Here is an 18,744-nt window from a genome sequence, read left to right on the forward strand (position 1 = left end):
GGTTAAATCTCCGTTTTTAAATAATAAATAAAAAATAATAAATAATAAATGTGGTGCGGCACCGCGTGCCGCGTTTAAAAATTGCGGGCAAACGAAGGGAAAATGGTATATATAGGCGGGGCGCGGGGCGTCGGGGACGCCGCCCCCTACAGCGGAGGTACACACGCAATTTAAATCACGCCGCCGCGGGCGGCGTACATGATTTATTATTTATTATTTATTATTTTTTATTTGCGTTGAAGGCTTGCCGCCCAAAGCGTGAACCGCGGCCCGAAGGTCTGCATCATCCACTGGAACAGCCGCCAGTCGCGGCGGGTGCGGACCTCGGTGCCGTGGGGGTAGAGCGGGCGCAGCTGCTCGATATAGGGCAGGCAGGCCTTGCGGATGGCGGCGTCCCTGACCGCTGCCGTGCGGGCCTGCGGCCAGAAAACGTCTGCAGCGGCATCCTGCATGGCGGCGTAGGCCGCGGCGTCCGCCGTGCCGTTGGCGGAGAGCCTGGCCAGGCGGCGCTGTGCGGCGGCAAGGCCCCGAAAGCGTTTGGGCAGATTTTTGGCATCTGTCAAAAGACTGCCCTGCCGTCCGACGCGGTAGTGGGTGAAAACCGTGTCCAGAAAGTAGAGCCTGTCGCAGTGCAGCAGCAGCTCAAGGTCAAAGGGCCAGTCCTCGGCCCAGACGCAGTCCGGCAGGAAGCGGACGCGGGCCTGCTCCAAAAAGGACCGCCGGATGCAGTATTTCCAGACCGACCAGTGCCCGGCGGTGTACAGGGCCTTCAGCCGCGCGGCGTAGTCGCTGCTGGCAAACGGGCCGGGCACCAGATGCAGACCGTCGTGCGGGGTCAGCGTGCCGTCGGGCTGCCATTCGAGATGCTTGCCGATGAACCAGTCGCAGTCCGGGTGGGCGGCCAGCGCACCGCGCAGCTGCGCCAGCAGGCCGGGGGCCATGGCGTCGTCACTGTCGAGAAACAGCAGCCAGTCGCCGGTGGCGGCCTTGAGGCCGGTGTTGCGCGCCGCGGCAAGGCCGCCGTTTTCCCGGTGAATGACCTGCAGGCCGGGCAGCTCGGCGGCGAGGGCGTCGCACATCGCGCCGCTTTGGTCGGTGGAGCCGTCGTCCACAAGGATGCACTCCCAGTCGCGCGGACCGGGCTGCTCGACCACGCTTTTGACGCAGGCGGACAGGTAGTTTTGCACGTTGTAGACGGGGATGATGATGGAAAAGAGAGGCATAAGTGTCTCCTTGCTATAAAGCCTTCCCCCGAGGGGGAGGTGGCCCGAAGGGCCGGATGAGGGGAGAGTGTGCGCTGCAAGCTGTCAGCGGGTGATGATGGCGAGGTTTGCCCTCATCAGTCGCCTGCGGCGACAGCTTCAGTCTCCGCGTCAAGAGCCGCCTACGGCGGTTACGCTTCGACACGCGCCTGCGGGCGCAGCCCCTTGGGGGAAGCCTTTATAAGCTGCCATCCGTCCTGATACAAGGCCGTTTTCTTTGTGTGCGCATACCACTTATCCGGCGCCCAGGTTTGTTTATCGGGGGCGGGGGCGAGGTACTGCGCCCACCAGCTGTAGGTGGAGTTGCTCAGGACAAAGCCGCGGCAGAGCTGCATGAAGGCCAGGTCGGCGACGGCCTCGCCGCGGGGCAGGAACACGGCGGGCAGACCCGCGGTGTCCAGATGCTCCCGTGCCCAGTCGATGTCGTCGGAAAAGACAAACAGCGCGGCGTCGGGGTGTTCGTCCCTGACCGCTGCGACAGCGCGGGCGTAGTAGTCCGGCGTGCAGACCTGTAAGATCGCGTTCTCGGGCTTCTGGTAGTCGCCGCGGCGCAGATGGACGCAGACGGGGTACGCGGCGGCGGTGATCTGCGCCGCATAGGGCCCGGCGGGGGCGGCTTTTGCACGCAGCTCTTCCTTTATAATAGGGGCAAAATCCGCAAAGTAACGCTCACTCTGGAAGTACCCCCACGCGAGGAAATCGCGGGCGTGGCCGCGGCGGACGGGGGTGTAGCCGTCGGTGGCAAAGTGCAGGCCGACGGCGTTCAGCAGCGGGGCAGCGGCAGCCTCAAAGCTGTGCCAGTCGCGGGCCATCAGGCCGCGGCGCTGCTCGTACTTGATCATCAGCGCCTTGGCGGCGTTCCGGCACGGCAGGTGTGCCTTGGCAAAGCCCGCGTCGGCAATGATTTTGACATCCGGCGAGATGTTCAGTGCATCCAGCGCGCAGACCGTGTGCGCCGGGGCACCGTCGCGCCAGTCCTGCCGGTCCAGCAGGGTGACGGGCTCGCCGCAGCGCAGACCCAGTGCCCGCGCGAAGGCGTAGATGAACATCTGGTTGCCGAGGCCCCCGGCCAGTTCGGCGTAGATCATGCGTGTCCTCCCAGTTTGTCGTACAGCTGCTCCATGCGGCGGGCAGCGGTTTTCAGCTCGTACCCGGCGGCGGAGAGCGCGGCCCAGTGGTCGTCGTGGTCGCCGTGGGCGGCGATGGCCTCGGCCTTGGCGGCCCAGTCGGTCAGCGGCGCGGCCAGCGGCAGAAAATGCACAAGGTCGGTCACCGAGCCGTCGTCGGGCACGTTGGTGGACGCCAGGCACGGCACGCCGCAGCCCTGCGCCTCCACCAGGGTGACGGGGCTGCCCTCAAAGTTGCTGGGCAGCAGAAACAGGTCAAAGGCGTTCATGAAGGCGGGCACATCGCTCTGCACGCCCGCAAAGATGACGCGGTCTGTCAGGCCGCGGCGGGCCGCGGCGGCGCGCATTTCAGGCTCCATCTCGCCGGTGCCGACGAGCAGCAGCTTCCAATGCGGGTCCTGCGCGGCCATCGCGGCAAAGACCTCCATCAGGAAAAGCGGATTTTTCTGGTGGTTCAGCCGCCCGACGAACCCGGCCAGCCGGTCCGTGTCGGTAATGCCCCAGGCGGCGCGGGTCGCGGCGCGGGCGGCGGCATCCGGGTGAAAGCGCCCGGCATCCACGGCGTTGCAGGCTACGGAAAAGTTCGGCTTAGCGTCGATATGGTCACCGAACACGAACCGCCCCGCCGCGACGCCGCAGCCGAGGAAGTAGTCCGCGAACAGCTGGTACACCAGATGGGCGGCGCGCCAGGTCAGCGTCATGGGCGGGTAGACGATGTGGCTATGCACCACGATTTTAGCCCGGGGGCAGAGTACGCGCATCATGCCGCAGACCGGGGCACCGATCTTGCTGGCCGTGTGGTAGTGGATGATGTCGTAGTCCTTATGGGTGCGCAGGTGGGCGGCCAGGGCGCGGATGCGGTCCTTTTTGTTGTCCGGCACGGCGAGGATCTCGACGCCGTGCGCCTCGAGCGCAGGGGCCGTGCTGGCCTGGTCCGGCGGGCACTGACCGACGAAAAGGGTGACGCGGTATTTGGTGGTATCGAGGTGCAGGAGCAGGTTCTGGACATACCGTTGTACGCCGCTCTGCACGCCGAGGTGGTTGCTGATCATTAAGATTTTCATGGTGGTCTCCGGAAAAAATAAAAGATAAGAGATAAAAGATAATAGAAGTGGAGCGGCGCCGCGCGCCGCAATTTTAACCACAGGGGAGTATAAGGATAAAGCGATATGCGGGGAAGGTTGAGGGCCGGACATGTCCGGCCCCTACGGGCAGGCTTTTTAGGACGCGCCGTCTAACGGTGTACATTTTTTATTATCTGTTATCTCTTATCTATTATCTGAAAAATTACCAGTAGCTCCCGCCCTCGACCTTTTCTTTATTGCTGATGCCCTCGGTCTCGTCGGGACGGACCCAGGCGGGGTTGTAGAGCTTGGAAATGACAGGGTGGTCGTCCCAGCGCTTGCCCTTGATGCCAAACAAAAGCTGCGTGGCACCGCTCATTTGTATGGCGGCGTGGCCGGTGTCGCGGGCGTGGGCGGCCAGCGGCAGGCTGTAGGCCCCTGCGCCGACGATGGCGACGTCGTAGTCGACGGCGTCCATCCGGCGCTCCATCTCGGTCAGGGCGTCAAACCAGTCGGCGTAGCCGGTATCCTGCCCGCCCAGACCCTGTACGGCCTGAATGACCGTCAGGCAGGCAAGCTCCGGCAGCACGTCTTTGCCGGGAAACAGCTGGGTGCGCTTTTCATACTGGGCTAAAATCGTGCGGCGGAACGGATGCACGACGAGCACCCGTTTGCCCGCGAGGGCGGCGCTCCACGGGCGGGCGTGGTAGTAGGGCTCCAAGGCGCGCAGCTCGGTAAAGCGGGTCGCGTCACAGCCGCGGATCACCTCCCGCTCGGCCCCGACGTTCCAGAGGGCGAGCAGCTCGGCGCTCTGCGCAGTCTTGACGTAGTGACGGCAGAATTTGTCCAGCGTGGCATCGTCGGTGGGAAAGACGCCCGACAGATTCCGAATGTCCGCCCGCGTGCGGTCCGTGAAATTGTGCCCGCCGTTTTGCAGCCAGTCGGCCACGGTGCGCATCTCGGTGGCACCGCAGCGGCCAAACAGGAACGGCTGACCGCTCTCGAGCAGGTCGCGCACTAGGTCGTTGCCGGCAGCCGCGGGCAGGATGTCCACGCCGCGGTATTTCATTGTAAAGCGCAGACCGCGGTAGAGGTCGGCGGCCTTCTGCAAAAGAGGATTGTCGTTATCCATTGGCTTTTCCCTTTTTGGGCAGCAGGGTCAGGGCCAGCTCGGCACTGTTCTGCCACAGAAAGTTTTCGTTCACGCGGCTCTGGGCGGCGTGGCCCATGGCGGCGGTGGTTTTGTCCAGCGCTGCGGCCAGCTCGGGCACGGTGCCGCACAGCAGGCCGCTGATGCCGTTCTCAATGATAAGGTTGGGGCCGGGGGCGTGGCGCGCCACCGGCGGGCAGCCCGCGTACATGGCCTCCAGCAGGCTCATGCCGAAAATCTCATTCGGGTTCAGGTTCACAAAAGCGTCGCAGGCATGATAATAAACGTGCACCTGCTCGTTGGGCAGCTGCGGGATCAGGCGGCAGCGGTCCAGTAAGCCCGCGTCGGTCAGGCGGCGGGTCAGCTCATCGCCCAGTGAGCCCCGGCCAATGATGATGGCGTACCAGTCCGGCGCGGCCTGCAAAAGCGGCACAAGGTCGAGCGGCTGCTTGTAGGGGTCAAGGCGGCCCACAAAGATGAACACCCGCGCGTGCTCGTCGATTTTGAGCGCACGGCGGATCTCGGTGCGGTTGTTGGGGATGGACGGGATGATGGCGGTGTCCAGCCCGACGGGCATCAGCCCCGCGCAGGGCACGCCGAGGCTTTCCAGCTCGGCGGCGACGGCGGGGGTTTTGGCGTAGGTGGGCGTTTTGCGGTATACCGCCAGATTGCGGCGCAGCAGCAGATCCATGACCCTGCGCACGGCGGCGTGGTTGGAGGTGCTTTTCAGCGCACCGAGCTGGCTGTAAAACAGGATGCCGTGCTTTTGGCAGAAGCGGTACAGCCCCGGCACGCCGAGGGAGTTGTCGCCCATGACATGGACGGCGTCGGCATGCTCGTCAAGCAGAATCTGCCAGCTTTTATAGAATGCCTGCACGCCGAAGGCGACGGCGGGCATATAGCAGATTTTTACGTTTGGCTCCGGGGTCTCGATCCGGGGGGCTTTAGCGCCCGGCTCCGGGTAGAGCACGACGGCGCGGCAGCCCAGCGCGGCAAAGGCGCGGGCCAGGCCGACCTCCTGCCGGTTATACAGGCCCTTCTGGCCCGACGGCCCGCGGTAAAATTGCGGAATGACGATGGTTTTCATGAATGGATGATTACCTCTTTTGGGGTATAGAGACCGTAGGGGCGAACATGGTTCGCCCGTGGCCGTTTGCTATGCGCGCAGCCTTCCCGGAAAATCGATGCGGCGTCAGGTTGGCGGGCGAACCATGTTCGCCCCTACAGAGCACGATTTTTTACGGCTTTGCTTCGGAAACGGTTTCGACGGCTGTCTCAATCTTCGGCAGCCTTGTCAGATACCTTGCGTCGATGATCTCTAAAACGTCATCGCGGCAGTAGGTGTGGATGCCGATGATGTCCGCGGGGGCAAGGCCGGTGATCTCGACGTTCTGCGGCGTGGCGGCGCAGAGAGGCACCTCCGAGCTGCCGCGGCGGGCGAGAAACTGCAGATAGACCCCGTAGTCCACGGTGGTGCTGACCTGGGTGGGGTGGATGATCTGCTCACCCAGCAGGAAAAACGGCCCGGCGTTGCGGCTGACAAGGTCAAAGTCGCGGTGCTGCAGATTGTAGGCTTCATCGGGCAGCAGCTCAAACGGGCCGGGCGCGGCGGGCAGGGTGTCCTCGGCAGGCAGCGGGACGGCGGCGGTCTCCTGTACGGCGTGGCGCAGCGTGTAGCGGCGGTAGCGCACATAGAGCTGGTTGTCGGGGCGGGTCTCGCTGCAAAGCAGGGTCAGGGCCTCGGCGCGGCGGTCCAGCAAAATCGTGTCGCAGAGCTCCTCGTCCGTGGGAAAGCGCTGCACCAGCTCCCATTGGGTGGGAAAGGTCTTGCAGCGGTAGAGCCGCAGGCTGTGGTCGCTGCCGGTCTCGGGGATCATCCAGACCTCACCGTTCCAGTCAAAGACCATCGGGAACGACAGGTGGAAATCTTCTTCCAGCGCGACGCGCCAGTCGTCGGCGGTGCCGTCGTCGTGCAGCTCGCAGACCTCGAGGCGGCCCTTGCCGGTGGAGAGGTCCATCGCCTCGGCGAACAGCCAGCGCTTGCCGCGCCGGTGGTAGAGCAGCGGGTCGGCAAACCACCAGCCCTCCCGCCGGGGCAGCAGGGTGTAGGGGCCGCCTTCCAGAGCGGGCAGCGGCTCGGTGCCCTCGGCAGTGGGGCGGGGGCGCACGGCGATGGTGTAGATTTCTTTTTCGCCCATGACTTTGCGCAGCAGCCGCTTGGGCGGCATGTGCAGGGCGCGGTAAAACTGGTTCATGATACTTCCTCGGCGGCGCGGCGGCCGTATAGTTTTAGCAGGGTCTTGTAGTTTTCCTCGGCGCTGAAGCGGCGGCGGGTGGCGTTGGCAATGGCCGTGCAGTCAAACTGCATGGCGCTCATGGCGCGGACAGCCCCGGCCAGCGCGGCGGGGTCGCCGGGGGCAAAGCACAGCCCGTCAAACCCGGGCCGCACCGACGCCCCGACATTGCCGATGCCGCTGGCCAGCACCGGCGTGCCCAGCGCGTGGGCCTCCGCCGGGACAAGGGCAAAGCTCTCATAGCAGAGACTGGCGGCGACGACGGCGCGGCTCTCGGCCATCAGGCGGTGCAGCGCGTCCCGCGGAAGCTGGCCGACGAATTGCACCTTGGGCAGATTCTGCGCTTTGGCCCAGTCGGCCAGCGGACCGTCCCCGGCCACAAGCAGCAGCGGTGCGTCCTTGCCCAGAATGCGCCATGCCTCAATGACGGTGCGCAGCCCCTTTAGTTCCTCCAAGCGGCCCGCAAAGACGAACTGACGCTTGCGCTCCTCCCAAGGGGTGACGGGGCCGGAGGGCACAGTCACGGGATTCGGCTTGACGACAAGGCGGTTTTCGTCAAAGGTGGGATGGATCTTATTGAATTCCAGCAGCTTTTCCCGGTCAAACTCGGTGGGGGTGGTGATGGTGATGCCGCGCCATGTGCCCAGCACCCGATGCAGCCAGTAGGCGGCCACGACGACGAGCGTCTGCGCCCGGCTGCCGCGGTAGCAGCGGTGCCGCAGTGCGCAGTGCAGGCCGTGGTGCGGGCAGTCCTCACAGACCCGGCCGTCCCGCAGTAAGATGCCGTTCGGGCAGAACAGGCGGAAGTTGTGGAGCGTCAGCACCACCGGCACGCCGCATTTTTTGGCGGCGCGCACAACAGCAGGGCTGAGGAGCAGCAGCGTGTTGTGGATGTGGACGGCGTCGATGTGCTGCTGTTCCATGATATTCCGCACGTCGCGGGCGGCCCGGCGGTTCCAGACGGCGCGAAAAGGCAGCAGCGCCTTAGCCGCGCCGTGGGCGGCCTCCTCATTGCTGCGCTCATAGACGACGACGGTGTGGCCGTGCTGCTCCAGCAGGGCGCGCTCCGCGGCAAAGACGGCGTCCTCGCCGCCGGGCAGCCGGTAATGACAGTGTATCAGCAGAATTTTCACGCAGCCGCCTCCTCTTGCAGACAATAAACCTATTATGACATTATACCCTTTTTGCGGCGCTTTCGCAACAAAAAAAGAGGAACGCAGTGCGTCCCTCGCGGTAAAATTACTGGTCGTCGTCACCGTGGAGCTGGGCCTCACGGATGGCCTTGATTTTTTTCTCGATGTCAAAGCTCTTTTCCAGTGCGGGGTAAATGGCCATCAGGCTCAGCAGGCAGGGCAGCCACAGGCTGGTTAAAATCAGCACAAAGCTGGAAATCGGCCAGAACAGCGCCACAGCGCCCCAGTACAGCAGCTGCCACAGCAGGCCCAGGCCGCTGCGGGGCAGGTAGCCCAGGAACAGCATGAGGGAGTTCTTCAACAGTCCGGCGAAGGACAGGTCAAGCAGCGCGACCTGCACGTAGAGGTACTGGGCAATGCCGGCCAGCAGGATGATGGCGACCAGCACGGCGATCACGGCCACCTGCCCGCCGGCAATGTTGATGTGGCAGAGTGAGAAAAGTTCCATGGCCAGCAGCAAGCCGCAGACAGCGCCGGGCAGCAGGGATTCCTTCAGGTTGCGCTTCCAGGTGCGGCGGTAGGTCTCCCACCAGTAGCCGGGCTCGTCGCGCAGCGTGCGCAGGATCGTGTCGTTCAGGCCGACGATCTGCGGCGCGGCGATCATGCCGCCCAGCACGCCCGCGATGACGAGCGGGACCAAAGAGTGGGTCTCGACGGCGAACCAGACACCGGCGGCAAACGGCAGACCGCCGAGCATCGCCAGTATGCCGGCCAGCCAGATGGTGGAGAAGTCGCGGCCCAAAATCTCAAAAAAGCGGGCAGCGCCCTTTTTACGGGGGGCGTCGGGCGATACGCCCGGGCCGGGTTTATCAAAATTGCGCGTGAAAAGTCCCATGATACAATAGCTCCTTATGGAATGATGTTGGGGGAAAAGGGGGCGCGGCGGCCTTTCGGGTCGATGCAAGCAGCGACCCCTGCGCCGTAGGGGCGGATTCCATATCCGCCCGGGGTGTTTGCCGCTGCCGCAAACGAGCACGGGCGGGCGATGCCCGCCCCTACAAAGTAGTGGGCCCGTAGAGGGCGGCACCGCTTTGAATCAGAATGTCCGGCTCGACGCGCAGGCCGGTTTTGCGGCCCTTCTGGGCTTCGACGAGGAAAAGCCAGGGCGCGGCGTCGGGGCGGTTCTTGACAAAAGCCAGACGCTTCGGCTCAAGGCGCGCGGCGCGTAAGGCAGCCAGAATTTCCGCCAACTGCTCCGGGCGCTGGCAGAGCAGAAACCGCCCGCCGTCCCGCAGGGCGCGGCGCGCGCAGTCCACGGCGTCGGCGGTGGTGCAGCTGCCGGTGTGGCGGGCCTCGGCCCGGCGCGGGTCCGGGCTGCGGGGACCGGCTGTGAAGTACGGCGGGTTGCAGGCGGCAAAATCGTACTGCCCCTGCTCCGGCCCGGCGGTGCAGAGCTGCCGCAGGTCGCCGCAGACCGGCGCGATGTGCGCGGCGTCGGCGTTTTCGGCCAGGGCCGCGGCGCAGAGGGCGGACGCGGCGGGGTCGATCTCCAGCGCGGTGCAGGGGCCGCGGTGCCCGGCGTCGTGCCAAACGAGTGAGACGATGCCGCACCCGCTGCACAGGTCGAGCGCACGCTCGTTTCTGCGGGGCTGCGCGAAGCGGGCCAGCAGCAGCGCGTCGGTGCCGAACGTCGCGCCCGGCGCGGTCAGCACGCGGGTGCCGTTGTCGAGAATTTCAACGCCCATTCAGACTTTTGCGCGCAGCTGCGCGTATTTCAGCAGTGCGACCTGGGTCTTGCTGTCCTTGATCGTGCCGTCCATCACAAGGCCGAGGGCCTCGTCGAACGGCATTTTGACGACATCAAGGAACTCGCCCGCGTCGAGGTGCTGCGCTGTGCTGTGCAGGCCGGTGGCGGCCCACAGATAGATTTTCTCGCTGTCGTAGCCGACGGTGGCATAGACGACGCCGAGGTCGATAAAATTGTCGGCGGTCAGGCCGCACTCCTCGCTCAGCTCGCGCTTGGCGGCCTCAAACGGGTCCTCGTCCGCTTCGAGCTTACCGGCGGGCAGCTCCCAGATCTCCTCGCCGAAGGCGTAGCGGAACTGACGTACCATCGTCACGCTGCCGTCGGCGTCCACAGGCAGGATGCAGGCGCCGCCGTGGTGGTGGACGATCTCCCGCGTCGAGGTCGTGCCGTCCTCAAGCTGTACCTTGTCCACGGTCACGCGGATGACGCGGCCATTGAAGATTTCTTTGCTTTCCAGCATGGTCTCGGTATGTGCCATTGCTTTTCTCCTTTGCAGAAAGGGCCCCGCCGTACAGGCAGGGCCGATACTGCTTCTATTTTACAGCAGACGCAGACAATAATCAATAAAGTCGAGCGTATATTTTTGGCTGCGCAGCCAATCAGAGGCGTGGCCGTCATCGAGGTAGGCCAGCAGGGCTTCGGTCAGGTTGGGGTCCTGCATCAGATACTCGCGGCAGTACTGCCCGTCCGGCTCCCGGATAGCCTGGCAGAACACAACGCCGCGGCCCTGAAAAACATTGACGCTCATCGACGGAGTCGGCGCCAGCCGGGCAGAGTCCACGATGCGCAGGGTGCGGCGGTCAGACTCCGCAGCGCGGCGCAGCCGCAGGAGCAGCTCCCGGCGGGTGGGAATGTCCGGCGCATCGCACAGATCCGGCGGAATGTCGAACATTTTCCCGGTGCGTACAAACTGCAAAAGACCTTCCTCACAGAAATAGAGGTCCGGGGCCTGGGCGCTCCACATCTGCAGGTGTTCGAGCAGGGCGGGCAGGGACTGCAGCGCGGCGCCGGGCCGGACAAGCTGCAGGGCCATTTTCTCGTCGGCAAACAGGGCGAACGGCGGCTGGTAGCGGATCATGGAGCAGCGGCGCTTTTCCGAAAAGAGGTCGTTGTACAGCGCTATGGATTCCGAAAAGTCGTGGGCATCGGTGGCGAGCTTCAGCACCGATGCGGCGTTGAGATATTTGCGGCTGAACGCAAGGCGCAGATTTTCGACGGCCTGGCGGTCCATGATGATGTAGGCCTTCTGGCCCTGGATGTCCATCATGACGGCGGCCTTGGGCAGCAGCAGATAGACAGGCATCAGCGTGCCGGGGCTGGGCTCGGTCATGACGTGGCGCACGACGCGGGCCTCGTAATTCAGCTTGGGCAGGAAAAGGAACGGCAGTGTGCGGGTCAGGACGGACACGCCGGACACCCATTCCCGGGGAATGTCGCGGTTCTCGGCATAAACCAGCAGCTGGGACAGTGCGACGGGTGCGCCGTCCGCTGCCGAAAAGCGTTCTACCAGCACATGGTCCAGCGTGGGGTTTGTGAACGGCGAGAGGAGCAGCGGGCGGGTATCGCCGGACAGAATGTGGTTGGCCACCAGCGATGCCACGGCGGCGGCGACTGCGCGGCTGCCCTCTATGTACTGCTCGCTGCAGTGCAGCTGGCCGGCGGCTTCGTTGGAGATAAGGCCCTCGCGGTGGGTGAAATCCTCCACCCGGAAAGAGACCTCCAGCAGGTGGTGCAGCTCGGCGCGCAGCCTGGGATCGGGGCCGCGGCCACGCTGCTTGTATTGCAGCAGCAGGGCGGATTTCTGTTCCTCGCTCAATTCCAGCGCGTCGGCCAGGTGCTCCAGCTGGAACTCCCGCGGGGTGCGCTGACCGCTTACAATTTTGTACAGCGTGGAGCGGTCGATCGACGCTTTGCGGGCCAGCTCGGCCATTGTGCCGGGGTAGCGGGTGACGAATATCTTCAGGGTCTGGGTCAGTTCGCTCATGGGGGCGGCCTCCATTTATTGAATGCTTTTACTATACCGCGAAAGTGCTGCGCTGGCAAGTGTAAACTTTTTTGGTACAACGTTGCGATATGCCGGGAAATTTGTTATAATCTGGGAAAGTGAAAACGAGGTGACCGTTATGAAAAAGCATCCTCTTTTGGCGGCAGGGGCCGCGGCGGGCACGGCGGTGCTGGGCGCGGCGTATGCCGTCTACCGCGTTGCCTTTTACCAGAAGCCGACGACGAAGGTGCCCTCCCCGGCGGATATGCCCACGCGGGAGTGCTACCGCAAGGCCATGGGCCCCGACGCCGACGCGCTGGCGCGGGATATGTTCAAGGCCGTGCACATCACGGCGCAGGACGGTACGCCGCTGGCCGCACGCTACTACCACCACGCCGACGGTGCGCCGCTGGCAATCATCTTCCACGGCTACCGCGGCTATGCGGAGCGGGACGGCCTGGGCGGCTATACGCTGTGTACGGCGCTGGGCTACAATGTGCTGCTGCCCGACCAGCGCGCCCACGGCTACAGCGGCGGCCATACAATCACGATGGGCGTGAAGGAGCGCTACGACGCCCGCGACTGGACGGTCTGGGCGCGGAGCCGCTTCGGCCCCGAGGTGCCGATCTTTTTGATGGGCGTCTCGATGGGGGCGGCCACCGTGCTGCTGGCCGCCGGGCTGAACCTGCCGGACAACGTCTGCGGCATTGTGGCAGACTGCGGCTACACCAGCCCGCGGGAAATCACCCGCAAGTGCCTGCCGGAGTATCTGCCCGGTATGCCGCTGGAGCTGACCTATGCGGTTGGACGGCTGGGCGCGATCCTGTTCGGCCACTTTGACCCCGAGGACGCCGACTGCGAGGCCGCCGCAGCGCAGAGCAAGGTGCCGATTTTGTTTGTCCACGGCGACGCGGACGGCTTTGTACCCTATGATATGGGGAAGCGCAACTATGAAGCCTGCCGCGCGAAGGGCAAGAAATTTTTGACGGTACACGGCGCAGAGCACGCCGTGAGCTACTACCACGACAACGACGCCTACACGAAGCAGGCAACGGAGTTTTTGCAGGATTGTCTGGCCCGGCGCGGCTTTGTATGGCCGCCCGAGACCGACGAGCCTGAAAAATAATATAGAGGAGTGTTTAGTATTATGAAGCGTATTGCTACCACGAACGCACCCGCCGCCCTGGGCCCCTATGCCCAGGCTGTTGACACCGGTGACACCGTCTATTGCAGCGGCCAGCTCGGCCTGGACCCCGCCACCGGTGCATTGGCCGAGGGCGTGCAGGCCCAGACGCACCAGGCGCTCAAGAATCTGCAGGCTGTGCTGCAGGAGGCCGGTCTGACGCTGGACAATGTCGTCAAGACGACAGTATTTGTGCAGGATCTGGGGGATTTCGGCACCGTGAATGAAATTTACGGCACCTACTTCCACGGCGGCTTCCCCGCGCGCAGCTGCGTGCAGATCGCCGCGCTGCCGAAGGGAGCGCTCGTCGAGATCGAGTGCATTGCGGTGCGTGAGGATAAAAAGGCTGGCATTCCAATCGTTGATTTTTAATTTGTGGGGGCGGATTCCATATCCGCCCGGGGATGCTTCCGCCACCGCGAACGGCGCGGGCGCATATAGAATGCGCCCCGACGGAGGCTCCGTGAGGGGAAATCGCAAATAGAAAACGCGGATTTGTAGGGAACGGTCTTGACCGTTCCGGGCCGTGAGTGCCGATCACAAAGCGCCGCGGAGGGGTCAAGACCCCTCCCTACAGAAAAAGATAACCGGCAGACCGTTGAATCGAACGGTCTGCCGGTTTCGGTTATTTCCCGTAGCTTGCCAAAAACTGCCGGGTGCGTTCCTCTTTGGGGTGGTCGATGAGTTCCTTGGCGTCGCCCTGCTCGACGACGACACCGCCGTCCATGAAGAGGATGCGGTCCGCAGCGTCGCGGGCAAACTTCATCTCGTGCGTGACGATGATCATCGTCGTCTTGTGCTCGGCCAGCTCGCGCAGGACGCGCAGCACCTCGCCGGTCAGCTCGGGGTCAAGGGCTGAGGTCGGCTCATCAAAGCAGAGGATGTCCGGGTGCAGCGCCAGTGCGCGGGCAATCGCCACGCGCTGTTGCTGCCCGCCGGAAAGCTGGTGCGGGTAGTGGTTCTCCCGGTCAGAAAGCCCCATCTGCGCCAGCAGGGCCTTTGCCTGCGTTTCAATGTCGGCCAGAATCTGCCGCCGGTTCTGCTTGTAGTCGGGGCGCTCCTTCGCCAGGAGCTGGCCCGCCAGCATGACGTTCTGCAGCGCCGTGTACTGGGGAAACAGGTTGAAGCTCTGGAACACAAGGCCGAAGTGCAGCCGCTTTTTGCGGATGGCTTCTTCGCTCTGCGTTTTGGTGTCGGCGGCGCTCCACAGCGTTTCACCCGCTACCGTAATGCTGCCCGTGTCGGCAGTCTCCAGAAAGTTCAGACAGCGCAGCAGCGTTGTTTTGCCGGAGCCGGACGAGCCGATGATGGCGAGAGCCTCGCCCTCGGCCAGATCAAACGAGATGTCGCGCAGCACCTTTGTGGCACCAAAGCTCTTGCCGATGCCGTTTACTTCCAACAATGCCATAGCCGCGCCCCCTTACTTGAAATAGTCCAGCCGCTTTTCCAGCCAGCCGAACAGCAGCGTCAGCGCACCGACGAACACGAGGAAGAACACCGCCGTGGAGAACAGCGGCCAGATCAGGCCCTTGGCGCTGTACTCTTTCGCCATCATAATGATGTCCTTGTTGGCGATGACGTTCGCCAGCGAGGTATCCTTGACCAGCGTGATGATCTCATTGCCCATGGGCGGCAGGATGCGCTTGATGACCTGCAGGAGCGTGACGCGGAAGAAAATCTGGGTCTTTGTCATGCCCAGCACCTGCCCGGCCTCGGTCTGGCCCCTGGGCACAGCCTCGATGCCGCCGCGGTAAATTTCCGAGAAATAGCAGGCGTAGTTGATGGCGAACGCCACGACGGCGGCGACCAGACGCCCGCTGCCGCCGGACGGCCACGGGCTGGTGAAGCCCAGCAGGCCGGGCCCTAAGTAGATGACCAGGATCTGCAGCATCAGCGGCGTGCCGCGGATGACCCAGACAAACGTTTTGACGACGCCGCGCAGCGGGGCAAGCCTGCTCATGGAGCCGAACGACACCACCAGCCCCAGCGGCAGTGCGAACAATAGAGTCAGACCGAACAGCTGGCAGTTGAGCCAGAACGCCTCGGTCAGGCGGCCCCAGATGACTGCTGCCTCGCCCATCAGTCGGCCAGCGTCAGGCTGTACTTGTCGGCCAGGGCCTGCATCGTGTCGTCGGCCTTCAGCTCGTCAAAGGCGGCGTTCACGGCGTCGGCGGCATCGCTGCCCTTGCGGAAGGCGACGCCGTACTCCTCGGCGTTCAGCTCGTCCTTGATGGCGAGGTTTGCGTAGTCGGTGCCCTCGCCGATCATGGCGGTGGCCAGCGTCAGATCCAGCACGGCGGCGTCAGCCGTACCGGCGGCGACCTCCATCAGGCAGTCAGTCTGGACGGACTTGCTGACGTAGTCGGCCTGGGAGAGGCTCTCGTCCTCGCTGATGGCGCTCTCACCGGCGGAACCGGCCTCGGCCACGATGGTCTTGCCGACAAGGTCGGCGGTGGAGCTGTAATCGGCATCGGCCTTCATGACGACGACCTGCGCGTTCTTGGCATAGGCCTTCGTGCAGGCGGTGTTGGCCATGATGTCATCGGTCAGGGTCATGCCGTTCCAGATGCAGTCGATGCTCTTGGCGTCCAGCTCGACAATTTTGGTGTCCCAGTTGATCTCAACAAAGTCGGGCTCCACGCCCAGCTTTTCACAGACGGCAGTGGCAAGCTCGGTGTCAAAGCCGGTGAAATTGCCGTCGGCGTCAGTGTAGTTCATCGGCTCATAGACGGTGTAGCCGATGGTCATTTTGCCCTTGTTTTTGATGTAGGCAAGGTCGCTGTCGGCAGTGGCTTCAGCGGCGGAAGCTGCGGTGCTTTCCGTAGAAGCTGCCGTGGATGCGCTGCCGCCGCAGGCGGCCAGGCTCGCGGCCATGCCGAGTGCCAGAACGGTGCTGATGAATTTTTTCATGATACTTCCTCCTATACTTTGCACAGATCCCTCACACTGCCGGTTTAAAGCGGCGGTATGCTTTAATAGTAATGCAAAACCGCGGGTTATGCAAGAGGTTTGGGGGATTTTTGCAGAAAAAAGAATATTTATGCAGGGGAGAGGCGGCAGGCTGCGGCTTGACAAAGGGACAGCACAGCGTTATAATAAGTATAGAAAAAGGCACTGCGACAAGCGGTTGGTCTCTTTCAAATTGGGTTGATAGGTAAGAACCTAAGAACCGTCACTTGGCAGAGTGGCGGTTCTTGCTTTTTACAACGATGCTCAATGTAATAGTCTTGCGACCAACATAAAACGTGAATGTAAAACGCATGATCTCACCTCCTTTCGGAGGGTAGAGACCAACCGCCTGCCGTATGTGCAGTGCCCGCCGCATAAAGCGGCATAAAAAGAATACCATGTTTCGACGGTTTTTGCAACCGGGAAACATGGTATTTTTTATTGCGTTTTTTACTTGATGACCCGTACCATATCGCGGGTGATGGCGTCCAGCGTGGGCGCACCGCACAGGCGCATCGTGTCGGCCAGCTCATTGCCGAGCTGGGCTGTGTAGGCGGCGACGCCGTCGGCACCGGCACCGTAGACGGCGGTGACGAAGGGCCGCGCGATCAGCACGGCGTCTGCGCCGAGGGCCAGCGCCTTGAAGACGTCGCTGCCGGTGCGGATGCCGCCGTCCACCAGAATTTTGGCGCGGCCATCCACGGCGGCGACGATGTCGGCCAGCACCTCCTGCGTGGCGGGGCAGTCGTCCAGCACGCGCCCGCCGTGGTTCGAGACAACAATGCCCGCGGCACCGGCCTCGATGGCCTTTTCCGCGCCTTTGACGGTCATGATGCCCTTTAAGATAAACGGCACGCCCGCGGCCAGGGCGATTTCTTTTAACTGCTCCACGGTCTTGCTGCCCGCGGGCGGGTCAAGGTGCTGTAAAAACGGCAGGCCCGCCGCGTCGATGTCCATGGCCATGGCAAAGCAGCCGGAGCTGCGCGCCAGCGCTATTTTCCGGGCCACCGTGGCGTTGTCCCACGGCTTGACGGTGGGGATGCCCGCGCCGCCGCAGGCCGTGATGGCAGCAGCCGCGCCCTCCATGACCTTGTGGTTCGTGCCGTCGCCGGTGAAGGCAGCAATGCCGGCCGCCGCGCAGGCGGGGACAAGGATATTGTTGTAGTCCAGATCGTTGTACTTGTCGCCGTAGTGCAGCGTCATGGCGCCGACAGGCCCGGCAAAGAACGGATATTTGAAGCTACGGCCAAACAGCGTCAGGGAGGTGTCCGGCTCAAAATTTTCATGGATGGTATCCATGTTCAGCCGTACATTGCGCCAGGCGTCAAAGTTGCGGACGGCCACCGTGCCGCTGCCCTTGGCACCGGGGCCGGGGATCGTGCCGCCGCAGGCGCGGCCGTTGCAGACCGGGCAGGCGCGGCAGGGGCCCATCTGACCCTGGGCAGCCTGTAAAACTTCTTTATATGTCATCTGGATTTTGCCTCCTGTGTTGCGAGCCGATGCGAGCATCGGCCCCTACAAAAATCGGGTAATCATGCTCCGCGCCCATTATAGCGCGTTTTGCCCGCTGCCGCAAGGCCGCTGACGACGACAAGTGCGCACAGTACACAGAGCCCTGCGCCCGCCTGGCCGGTCAGGTCGCCCACAAGGCCCACAAGCGGGCTGGCGGGGATCATCAGCAGACTGTAGGCCATGCTGTCCACGCTGATGAGCGTTGCGCGGCGGTCACTGGGAATCGCGTCGTTGAGCCGCTGCATACTGTGCAGGAACCAGACGGAGAGTGCCCCCTGTACGAGTACCGGCCCGGCGGCGCAGAGCAGCGCCGGGGCCGCGCCCGCCAGAAGCGTGCCTGTGCCGACGAGCAGCGCACAGCCGAAATAGAGCGCGCGCAGCCGTTTGGGGTGCAGGCGGCGGCCCAGCGATGCGCCCGCCATGCCCGCGGCCCCGGCCAGCAGACCCGGCAGGAACAGCCATTCCATGGCTCAGCCCTGCTGGGTCAGCCGCTGCTGGACGAACATCGAGGTCAGGTAGGATGGCAGCGAGATGACCGCGTCGGCCATGATAATGCGCCGCGCCGGCGTGCTGCTGCACAGGCAGTCGAGACTGTCCAAAATGTGCACACGCAGCCGGGCGGGCAATTCTTGTAAGATGTGCTTCTCGCGGGCGGCCTGTTCGTCAGTGACGACAGGTTCGGTCAGGTTGGCCGCGGCCAAGGCGGAGACGGCGCTGACCGCGGCGTCCGCAAGGTAGTAGCCCGCCGAGGTCAGCACCCCGGCCAGCAGGCTGGCCAGTGCGCCGAGGGCGGAGGCTAGCTTCATGAAGATGGACGCTTTGGCGTCAACTTTAATGTAGTCGCGCTCCCGTCCGGCGGTTTTCAGGCTGTCGTAGGTCAGGGCTTCCGTGGTGCCGGAGAGCAGGTTGTAGCCCAGCGCTTTCAGCCCCATGCCCGCGCAGATGAACGCGAGACTGGGCGCAAACGCCATGGCGGCGGCGGAGACAACGCCCAGCGCACCGCCGAAGATCAGCGTGCGCCGCCGCCCCAGCAAATCGGCGGCCATGCCGCTGGGAACCTCACACAGCAGGCTGACACCGTGGAAAACACCCTCGGCCAGGCCAATTTGTGCCAGCGAGAAGCCGCGGGCCGCCAGCAGCGCGACCCAGACGGCGTCGGTGAAGCGCAGGGTAGAGGTAAATGCGTGCAGATACACGCAGCGAAGCTGTTTTTGTAAATTCATGGGGGAACACCCTTTCGTGATAGTATACGAAAACGTGCCCGATTTTTTGCATAACA

Annotated in this window: 19 protein-coding genes; 2 read left to right on the forward strand and 17 right to left on the reverse strand. The window is 63.6% G+C overall.

Annotated features, from left to right (window positions below; translation table 11 throughout):
- Window positions 1-227 precede the first annotated feature (227 nt).
- From B5D32_RS07115 to B5D32_RS07165, 11 genes are all read right to left on the reverse strand, one after another.
- A complete protein-coding gene (locus B5D32_RS07115) occupies window positions 228-1,223 on the reverse strand; it encodes a glycosyltransferase family 2 protein (RefSeq protein ID WP_078784370.1) in 996 nt (331 codons plus the stop codon).
- Between the two features lie 170 nt (window positions 1,224-1,393).
- Entirely contained in the window at window positions 1,394-2,350 is a 957-nt protein-coding gene (locus B5D32_RS07120; protein WP_078784371.1) for an alpha-1,2-fucosyltransferase, read from the reverse strand.
- The gene (locus tag B5D32_RS07125) at window positions 2,347-3,453 is read right to left on the reverse strand and encodes a glycosyltransferase (RefSeq protein WP_159446998.1); all 1,107 of its coding nucleotides are present in this window, start codon (window positions 3,451-3,453) and stop codon (window positions 2,347-2,349) included. Before B5D32_RS07125 ends, B5D32_RS07120 begins: the two co-directional genes overlap by 4 nt.
- Before the next feature lie 223 nt (window positions 3,454-3,676).
- Entirely contained in the window at window positions 3,677-4,585 is a 909-nt protein-coding gene (locus B5D32_RS07130; RefSeq protein ID WP_078784373.1) for a hypothetical protein, read from the reverse strand.
- Window positions 4,578-5,690: a glycosyltransferase family 4 protein gene (locus B5D32_RS07135; protein ID WP_078784374.1), complete on the reverse strand. Its 1,113-nt coding sequence runs from the start codon at window positions 5,688-5,690 to the stop codon at window positions 4,578-4,580. Before B5D32_RS07135 ends, B5D32_RS07130 begins: the two co-directional genes overlap by 8 nt.
- Before the next feature lie 151 nt (window positions 5,691-5,841).
- Complete coding sequence (locus B5D32_RS07140; RefSeq protein WP_078784375.1) at window positions 5,842-6,858, reverse strand: glucosamine inositolphosphorylceramide transferase family protein; 1,017 nt, start codon at window positions 6,856-6,858, stop codon at window positions 5,842-5,844.
- A complete protein-coding gene (locus tag B5D32_RS07145; RefSeq protein ID WP_159446999.1) occupies window positions 6,855-8,030 on the reverse strand; it encodes a glycosyltransferase family 4 protein in 1,176 nt (391 codons plus the stop codon). Before B5D32_RS07145 ends, B5D32_RS07140 begins: the two co-directional genes overlap by 4 nt.
- Window positions 8,031-8,136: 106 nt before the next feature.
- Window positions 8,137-8,925 carry a YesL family protein gene (locus B5D32_RS07150; RefSeq protein ID WP_078784377.1) on the reverse strand — a complete coding sequence of 263 codons (789 nt, stop codon included), beginning with the start codon at window positions 8,923-8,925 and terminating at the stop codon, window positions 8,137-8,139.
- A gap of 160 nt (window positions 8,926-9,085) precedes the next feature.
- Entirely contained in the window at window positions 9,086-9,775 is a 690-nt protein-coding gene (locus B5D32_RS07155) for a tRNA1(Val) (adenine(37)-N6)-methyltransferase (protein ID WP_078784378.1), read from the reverse strand.
- The gene (locus B5D32_RS07160) at window positions 9,776-10,315 is read right to left on the reverse strand and encodes an NUDIX domain-containing protein (protein WP_078784379.1); all 540 of its coding nucleotides are present in this window, start codon (window positions 10,313-10,315) and stop codon (window positions 9,776-9,778) included.
- A 60-nt stretch (window positions 10,316-10,375) separates the two neighbouring features.
- On the reverse strand, window positions 10,376-11,821 hold the full coding sequence (locus tag B5D32_RS07165; RefSeq protein ID WP_078784380.1) for a helix-turn-helix domain-containing protein: 1,446 nt from the start codon (window positions 11,819-11,821) through the stop codon (window positions 10,376-10,378).
- 139 nt (window positions 11,822-11,960) lie between these two features.
- Between B5D32_RS07165 and B5D32_RS07170 the strand changes: the two genes are divergently transcribed.
- Both B5D32_RS07170 and B5D32_RS07175 read left to right on the forward strand, forming a co-directional pair.
- Window positions 11,961-12,947, forward strand: coding sequence for an alpha/beta hydrolase (locus B5D32_RS07170; protein WP_159447000.1), 987 nt, complete (start codon window positions 11,961-11,963; stop codon window positions 12,945-12,947).
- A 21-nt stretch (window positions 12,948-12,968) separates the two neighbouring features.
- A complete protein-coding gene (locus B5D32_RS07175; RefSeq protein WP_078784382.1) occupies window positions 12,969-13,376 on the forward strand; it encodes a RidA family protein in 408 nt (135 codons plus the stop codon).
- A 253-nt stretch (window positions 13,377-13,629) separates the two neighbouring features.
- Here the strand turns inward: B5D32_RS07175 and B5D32_RS07180 are convergent, their stop codons facing one another.
- The 6 genes from B5D32_RS07180 to B5D32_RS15520 form a co-directional block, all read right to left on the reverse strand.
- A complete protein-coding gene (locus B5D32_RS07180) occupies window positions 13,630-14,412 on the reverse strand; it encodes an amino acid ABC transporter ATP-binding protein (RefSeq protein ID WP_078784383.1) in 783 nt (260 codons plus the stop codon).
- Between the two features lie 12 nt (window positions 14,413-14,424).
- Complete coding sequence (locus B5D32_RS07185; protein ID WP_078784384.1) at window positions 14,425-15,084, reverse strand: amino acid ABC transporter permease; 660 nt, start codon at window positions 15,082-15,084, stop codon at window positions 14,425-14,427.
- Window positions 15,084-15,914 carry a transporter substrate-binding domain-containing protein gene (locus tag B5D32_RS07190; RefSeq protein ID WP_078784385.1) on the reverse strand — a complete coding sequence of 277 codons (831 nt, stop codon included), beginning with the start codon at window positions 15,912-15,914 and terminating at the stop codon, window positions 15,084-15,086. Before B5D32_RS07190 ends, B5D32_RS07185 begins: the two co-directional genes overlap by 1 nt.
- 489 nt (window positions 15,915-16,403) lie before the next feature.
- Window positions 16,404-17,423, reverse strand: a complete 1,020-nt coding sequence (locus B5D32_RS07195) for an alpha-hydroxy-acid oxidizing protein (protein ID WP_078784386.1) — start codon at window positions 17,421-17,423, stop codon at window positions 16,404-16,406.
- Window positions 17,424-17,485: 62 nt separating this feature from the next.
- Window positions 17,486-17,932, reverse strand: coding sequence for a hypothetical protein (locus tag B5D32_RS15515; RefSeq protein ID WP_242943411.1), 447 nt, complete (start codon window positions 17,930-17,932; stop codon window positions 17,486-17,488).
- Between the two features lie 3 nt (window positions 17,933-17,935).
- Window positions 17,936-18,688 (reverse strand): MFS transporter, encoded by a 753-nt coding sequence (locus B5D32_RS15520; protein ID WP_242943412.1) that lies wholly within the window; start codon window positions 18,686-18,688, stop codon window positions 17,936-17,938.
- Window positions 18,689-18,744: the final 56 nt, after the last annotated feature.

The organism is Gemmiger formicilis (assembly GCF_900167555.1).
GTDB lineage: Bacteria > Bacillota > Clostridia > Oscillospirales > Ruminococcaceae > Gemmiger > Gemmiger formicilis.

Bases quoted from the DNA above. Each gene is read 5' to 3' on its own strand.
- B5D32_RS07190 (WP_078784385.1), bottom strand. From the start codon at position 15,914: ATGAAAAAATTCATCAGCACCGTTCTGGCACTCGGCATGGCCGCGAGC.
- B5D32_RS07195 (WP_078784386.1), bottom strand. From the start codon at position 17,423: ATGACATATAAAGAAGTTTTACAGGCTGCCCAGGGTCAGATGGGCCCC.
- B5D32_RS15520 (WP_242943412.1), bottom strand. From the start codon at position 18,688: ATGAATTTACAAAAACAGCTTCGCTGCGTGTATCTGCACGCATTTACC.
- B5D32_RS07130 (WP_078784373.1), bottom strand. From the start codon at position 4,585: ATGGATAACGACAATCCTCTTTTGCAGAAGGCCGCCGACCTCTACCGC.
- B5D32_RS07160 (WP_078784379.1), bottom strand. From the start codon at position 10,315: ATGGCACATACCGAGACCATGCTGGAAAGCAAAGAAATCTTCAATGGC.
- B5D32_RS07185 (WP_078784384.1), bottom strand. From the start codon at position 15,084: ATGGGCGAGGCAGCAGTCATCTGGGGCCGCCTGACCGAGGCGTTCTGG.
- B5D32_RS07155 (WP_078784378.1), bottom strand. From the start codon at position 9,775: ATGGGCGTTGAAATTCTCGACAACGGCACCCGCGTGCTGACCGCGCCG.
- B5D32_RS15515 (WP_242943411.1), bottom strand. From the start codon at position 17,932: ATGGAATGGCTGTTCCTGCCGGGTCTGCTGGCCGGGGCCGCGGGCATG.
- B5D32_RS07170 (WP_159447000.1), top strand. From the start codon at position 11,961: ATGAAAAAGCATCCTCTTTTGGCGGCAGGGGCCGCGGCGGGCACGGCG.
- B5D32_RS07140 (WP_078784375.1), bottom strand. From the start codon at position 6,858: ATGAACCAGTTTTACCGCGCCCTGCACATGCCGCCCAAGCGGCTGCTG.
- B5D32_RS07180 (WP_078784383.1), bottom strand. From the start codon at position 14,412: ATGGCATTGTTGGAAGTAAACGGCATCGGCAAGAGCTTTGGTGCCACA.
- B5D32_RS07150 (WP_078784377.1), bottom strand. From the start codon at position 8,925: ATGGGACTTTTCACGCGCAATTTTGATAAACCCGGCCCGGGCGTATCG.
- B5D32_RS07135 (WP_078784374.1), bottom strand. From the start codon at position 5,690: ATGAAAACCATCGTCATTCCGCAATTTTACCGCGGGCCGTCGGGCCAG.
- B5D32_RS07115 (WP_078784370.1), bottom strand. From the start codon at position 1,223: ATGCCTCTCTTTTCCATCATCATCCCCGTCTACAACGTGCAAAACTAC.
- B5D32_RS07125 (WP_159446998.1), bottom strand. From the start codon at position 3,453: ATGAAAATCTTAATGATCAGCAACCACCTCGGCGTGCAGAGCGGCGTA.
- B5D32_RS07175 (WP_078784382.1), top strand. From the start codon at position 12,969: ATGAAGCGTATTGCTACCACGAACGCACCCGCCGCCCTGGGCCCCTAT.
- B5D32_RS07165 (WP_078784380.1), bottom strand. From the start codon at position 11,821: ATGAGCGAACTGACCCAGACCCTGAAGATATTCGTCACCCGCTACCCC.
- B5D32_RS07120 (WP_078784371.1), bottom strand. From the start codon at position 2,350: ATGATCTACGCCGAACTGGCCGGGGGCCTCGGCAACCAGATGTTCATC.